Below are 5,034 nucleotides of genomic sequence, written 5' to 3' on the forward strand. Positions count from 1 at the left end.
CCAGCGTGGACGTCTGGCTGGATGCGCGGGCCGACGACGACGCCCGAACCCGGGAACTGGTAAGGGAGATCACCGACGCGGCGACGTCCGCCGCGACGGACGAGGGCTGCACGGTGACCGTCACCGAGGAGTCCTACGGCGATACCGTGCGCTTCGATCCCGGGCTGCGCGACGACGTGGCCCGGATGCTCGGCGGGGTGCCCGCACTGCCCACCGGCGCCGGGCACGACGCCGGTGTGCTCGCCGCGCACCTGCCGACCGCGATGCTGTTCGTGCGCAACCCGACCGGCGTCAGCCATGCCCCCGCCGAGCACGCCGAACCGGCCGACTGCGAGGCCGGCGCGGCGGCGCTGGCCACCGTGCTGGAGCAACTCAGCCGATGACCGACTACTGGTGTGAACAACTGTGGCAGCCGACCGGGGTGCGGGACGGCGTCCTGGTTTCGGTGAACGCGGACGGCACGATCGGTCGGCTGTCCGCGGTCGCGGCGCCGCCCGACGACGCGTACCGGTTGTCCGGACTGGTGTTTCCCGGGTTCGCCAACGCCCACTCGCACGCCTTCCACCGGGCCCTGCGCGGCCGCACGCATGGCGCGGGCGGCACGTTCTGGACCTGGCGGCAGGCCATGTACGCGCTGGCCCGCCGGCTCGATCCCGACTCCTACCTGGAACTGGCCCGGGCGGTGTACGCGGAGCTTGCCGTGGCCGGGTACACCTGTGTCGGGGAGTTCCACTACCTGCACCACGCGCCCGGCGGCGCCCGGTACAACGATCCCAACGCGATGGCCGAGGCGCTGCGGACCGCCGCCGCCGACGCCGGGATCCGGTTGACCCTGCTGGACACCTGTTACCTGGCCGGGGGCATCGACATGCCGGTTTCCCCCGAGCAGCAACGGTTCTCCGACGGCACGGTGTTGGCCTGGGCGGAGCGGGTGGCCGACCTGCGCGGCGACGAGACCATGCTGGTCGGCGCCGCGATCCACTCGGTGCGCGCGGTGCCGAGGGCAGACCTGGCCGCGGTGGCGGTGTCCGAGGTACGCCGGCCGCTGCACGTCCACCTGTCCGAGCAGCCGGCGGAGAACGAGGCCTGCCAGTCCGCCTACGGCTGCTCGCCGACCGAGTTGCTGGCCGGTGCCGGAGTGCTTTCCCCGCGTACCACGGCGGTGCACGCGACTCACCTGTCCACTCAGGACATCAAGCTGCTCGGGTCGGCCGGGGTGACCGCGTGCCTGTGTCCGACCACCGAGGCCGACCTCGCCGACGGGATCGGTCCGGCCCGGGAGCTGGCCGACGCCGGTTGCCGCATCGCGCTGGGCAGCGACCAGCACGCGGTGGTGGATCCGTTCGTCGAGGCGCGGTCCATCGAGCACGGCGAGCGGCTGCGCACCGGCCGGCGCGGCCGGTTCGCGCCCGCGGAGTTGGGCATCGCGTTGACGTCGGCCGGCAACGCGAGCCTCGGCTGGTCCGACAGCTACGCCGACCTGGTCGCGGTCCGGCCGGACTCGGTGCGCACCGCGGGCTGCGCCCCCGGCGAGACGCTGTTCGCCGCCACCGCCGCCGACGTGCACACCGTGGTGGCGCGCGGCCAGGTCATCGCCCGGGACGGCCGGCACGAGAAGCTCGGCGACGTCGGCGAACTGCTCGCCACCGCGATCGGCGGACTGTGGGAATGACGACCCTGTTCACCGGCATCGCCGAGCTGACCACCAACGACGACGAACTGGGCACCCTGACGGATGCGGCCCTGGTGATCGACGGCGACCGGGTGGCCTGGGTCGGGCCGCAGCGGCAGGCCCCGGACGCCGACACCCGGGTCGACCTCGGCGGTCGGGCGGTGCTGCCGGGTTGGGTGGACAGCCACACCCATCTGGTCTTCGCCGGTGACCGCACCGCCGAGTTCGCCGCCCGGATGGCCGGAAAGCCTTACACCGCAGGAGGAATCGCGGTCACCGTAGCGGCCACCCGCGCGGCTTCGGACGACGAGCTGGCCGCCGGCCTGCGCCGGCACATCGCCGAGGCCCGCTCGGCCGGCACGACCTACCTGGAGACCAAGACCGGCTACGGCCTCACCGTCGCCGACGAGGTCCGCGCGGCCACGATCGCCGCCGGGCAGGCCGACGAGGTCACCTTCCTCGGCGCCCACCTGGTCCCACCCGGAATGGCCGCCGACGACTACGTCACCCTGGTCTGCGGCGACATGCTCACCGCGGTCGCCCCCCTGGTGCGCTGGGCCGACGTGTTCTGCGAAACCGGGGCGTTCGACGAGGACCAGTCCCGCGCCGTCCTGCTCGCCGCCCGGTCGCACGGGCTGGGTCTGCGCGTGCACGGCAACCAACTCGGCCCCGGCCCCGGTGTCCGCATCGCCGTCGAGCTCGAGGCGGCCAGCGTAGACCACTGCACGTTCCTGTCACCGTCCGATGTGGACGCCCTGGCCGGCTCGGACACCGTCGCCACCCTGCTCCCCGCCTGCGACCTGTCCACCCGCTCCCCCCTCCCCGACGCCCGCGCGTTGCTGGATGCCGGCGCCACCGTCGCGCTCGCCTCCAACTGCAACCCCGGCTCGTCCTACACGACGTCCATGGCCTTCTGCATCACCACCGCCGTCCTCCAGATGCGCATGACCGTCCCCGAAGCCGTCCGCGCCGCCACCTGGGGCGGTGCCCGCGCCCTGCGCCGGGAGACCGAGATCGGCATCCTCCGCCCCGGCTCCCGCGCCGACCTGCACGTCCTCGACGCCCCCTCCGCCACCCACCTCGCCTACCGCCCCGGCGTCCCCCTCACCCACAGCGTGTACCGAGCGGGTAAACAGGTCAGCTAGCCGCCCAGCCTGCGGGTCAACCCGATAAGGGAAAACCACCCCGCCCGGCCGCTTCGCGGCCGGGCGGGGCGGCTTCCCTTTTGCGGTGTCTCGTCGGTCCGCGGCATCGGCTGGGCAGGTGACCTCGACGGCGAACTTATGCTGGAGCGCGACTAACACAGGATTGATCTTGCTCTTTCAGGCCGCGTGTTGCAGGGTGTGCTCGTGAAACTGCGTAGGGTAACAGACTGTAAGGACGGAGAGTGCCCGTCGGTCTATGTGTCGGATCGCGGCACCGTGGTCTTCCAGGGCGAGCCGGTGGGGAAAGCCGATGGTCTCCGGCTCGGCTCCGGCGAGCAGGCCGTCGAACTGCCGTTGGACGTGGTGCGGTCCGCGCTCCCCGCATTCGTGGAGGACTGACGTTGTCTCTGCTCACCCGCGAAGAGCTGGGCGAAATGTTCCAGAGGTTCGAGCGTTCTGCGGTTCGCATGGAGGCTCAGCAGACCTACAACATGCCTGCCGAGCGGGCCGAAGTACGGATGTTCCTCGCGGGCGCGGACAAGCCCTCCGACTTCAATGCCGACTGGCATCGGACAGTCCGTCGCAACGCTGAGGCTGGCAAGAGGATGCAGCGATTGAAGGCGGTCCGGCGGCCGTTCACCGACTACACGCGGTTTCTCTTCGAGTGGGTCATCGCTGGGAACGTGGCTGCCGGCGAGGACTATCGGATCCTGGACCTGACCGAACGAGGCAGTGACTTCCCCGAACAGGACTTCTGGATTTTCGACGAGTCCACCGTCGTGCTGCTGAACTTCAACCTGGACGGCACCCTACGTGATCGAGTGCGGGTCGATCCGGCTGACGTTCCTGAATACTTGCGGCGGCGAGACGAGGCGTTGAAGGAGTCCGTACATTTCAATGAGTATCGAGTCCGGTGGGCCGCAGACGGATAGCGGGCTCGCCGACGCCCTGCGGAGACTGCGGAAGTCGGCTGGCCTGTCCGGTGAGCGGCTGGCCGTTCGATGCTCCATGTCCCAAGCGAAGATCAGTCGGATCGAGCGGGGCAAGACGCTGCCCAGCGTCGTCGACGTAGAGCGCATACTCCGAGCGCTCGACGTTCCCGCCGACGCGGCGCGTGAGTTGATCGGACTCGCGCGGCAGGCCAACGTGCAGCACACGTCTTGGCGCGCAGTGGCAGAACTTGGGTTATGGCGTAAACAGCTTGAGCTGAAGGCACTGTCGGAGTCCTGCACCGAACAGCGCTTGTTTCTTCCCACGATGCCGAGTGGCCTCCTGCAGGTGCCGGAGTATGCCAGGGAAGCGCTCACGCCTCGCCTGCGTGGTGATCCAGCGAGGAATGTCGAGAAGGCTGTCCGTGCCCGGCTTGATCGTCAGGCTGTGCTGGACGATCAAGATCGAAAATTCTCCTTTCTCATGACTGAACACGCGGTTAGGTGGAAGTATGCAAGCCGCGCTGTCATGGCACGGCAGTGCGAACATATGGAGGAATTGTCCCGCCGGCCAAATGTGGATATTGCGATAGTTCCGAAGAGTGCGCGTGTGCCCAATGCGCCACTCAACACCTTTGTCGTGTATGACGACCGTCTTGTCATCGCGGAACTGTTCTCTGGCGAGGTGGTGCTCCGCGACTACAAGGACGTGGCCTACCACCTGGAAATCTTCGACTTCTTCTATGGTCATGCTCTGACCGGGGAGCAAGCCAGGTCCTTGCTGCGCGCCGTGCGAGACGAGTTTATGTGGGTGCGTGACTAAAAATCGCCGAGAGTGCGAGCGCTTTCTAGTCTGCGGTTGTGAATATGACATGGTCCGGGCCGCCCGCAACGTTCACCATTGGCCTCGACGACTTGTTGGGAGAGTTGAGACGTCGTGGCTGGACTCTGATCCGCTGGGGGGAGAAGGACGCTCCGATGCTCCTGGCCGCCATGCGCCGATGGGACTTGTATGCGGACGTGCTGATCTTGCGGAGTGAGGAACAGGCGTCCGGGTATCGGGTCCCGTTGTTCGATGGATCGGAGATCTTCAATCCTGTGACGGTTGTCTATCAGTATCACCAGTCGCCGTTGTGGACACTTCGCGCCATGCTCGCATTGCCCGCTCCCGGCATGGCTGATGCTCCGACAGTCTCGGAGAACCCGAAGTATCCGCATTGCCTTATTCCCGACGGTCTCCCGCGACCGGTCTTGATCCGACCCCTTTCGTCCCATCTCGGGTAAGGGA

6 protein-coding genes are annotated in these 5,034 nt (G+C 68.3%); all 6 read left to right on the plus strand.

Annotated elements, in window-relative coordinates; all coding sequences use genetic code 11:
* A partial coding sequence (locus VFO68_RS14430) for a M20/M25/M40 family metallo-hydrolase (RefSeq protein ID WP_325158778.1) occupies positions 1-383 on the plus strand: 383 nt, incomplete at its 5' end.
* Positions 380-1,672 (plus strand): formimidoylglutamate deiminase, encoded by a 1,293-nt coding sequence (locus VFO68_RS14435; protein WP_325158779.1) that lies wholly within the window; start codon positions 380-382, stop codon positions 1,670-1,672. The genes VFO68_RS14430 and VFO68_RS14435, both read left to right, overlap by 4 nt.
* Positions 1,669-2,817 carry an imidazolonepropionase gene (gene hutI / locus VFO68_RS14440; RefSeq protein WP_325158780.1) on the plus strand — a complete coding sequence of 383 codons (1,149 nt, stop codon included), beginning with the start codon at positions 1,669-1,671 and terminating at the stop codon, positions 2,815-2,817. The genes VFO68_RS14435 and hutI overlap by 4 nt, the downstream gene beginning before the upstream one ends.
* A 258-nt stretch (positions 2,818-3,075) precedes the next feature.
* Positions 3,076-3,216, plus strand: coding sequence for a hypothetical protein (locus VFO68_RS14445; protein ID WP_325158781.1), 141 nt, complete (start codon positions 3,076-3,078; stop codon positions 3,214-3,216).
* A 2-nt stretch (positions 3,217-3,218) separates the two neighbouring features.
* Complete coding sequence (locus VFO68_RS14450) at positions 3,219-3,749, plus strand: DUF6879 family protein (protein ID WP_325158782.1); 531 nt, start codon at positions 3,219-3,221, stop codon at positions 3,747-3,749.
* On the plus strand, positions 3,715-4,569 hold the full coding sequence (locus VFO68_RS14455; protein WP_325158783.1) for a helix-turn-helix transcriptional regulator: 855 nt from the start codon (positions 3,715-3,717) through the stop codon (positions 4,567-4,569). The genes VFO68_RS14450 and VFO68_RS14455 overlap by 35 nt, the downstream gene beginning before the upstream one ends.
* The last annotated feature ends 465 nt before the right edge of the window (positions 4,570-5,034 follow it).

It is taken from the genome of Actinophytocola sp., assembly GCF_035712165.1.
Lineage (GTDB): Bacteria > Actinomycetota > Actinomycetes > Mycobacteriales > Pseudonocardiaceae > DASYTH01.

Excerpts from the sequence above, each read along its gene's own strand:
- VFO68_RS14435 (WP_325158779.1), top strand. The coding sequence starts at position 380 with ATGACCGACTACTGGTGTGAACAACTGTGGCAGCCGACCGGGGTGCGG.
- hutI (WP_325158780.1), top strand. The coding sequence starts at position 1,669 with ATGACGACCCTGTTCACCGGCATCGCCGAGCTGACCACCAACGACGAC.
- VFO68_RS14455 (WP_325158783.1), top strand. The coding sequence starts at position 3,715 with ATGAGTATCGAGTCCGGTGGGCCGCAGACGGATAGCGGGCTCGCCGAC.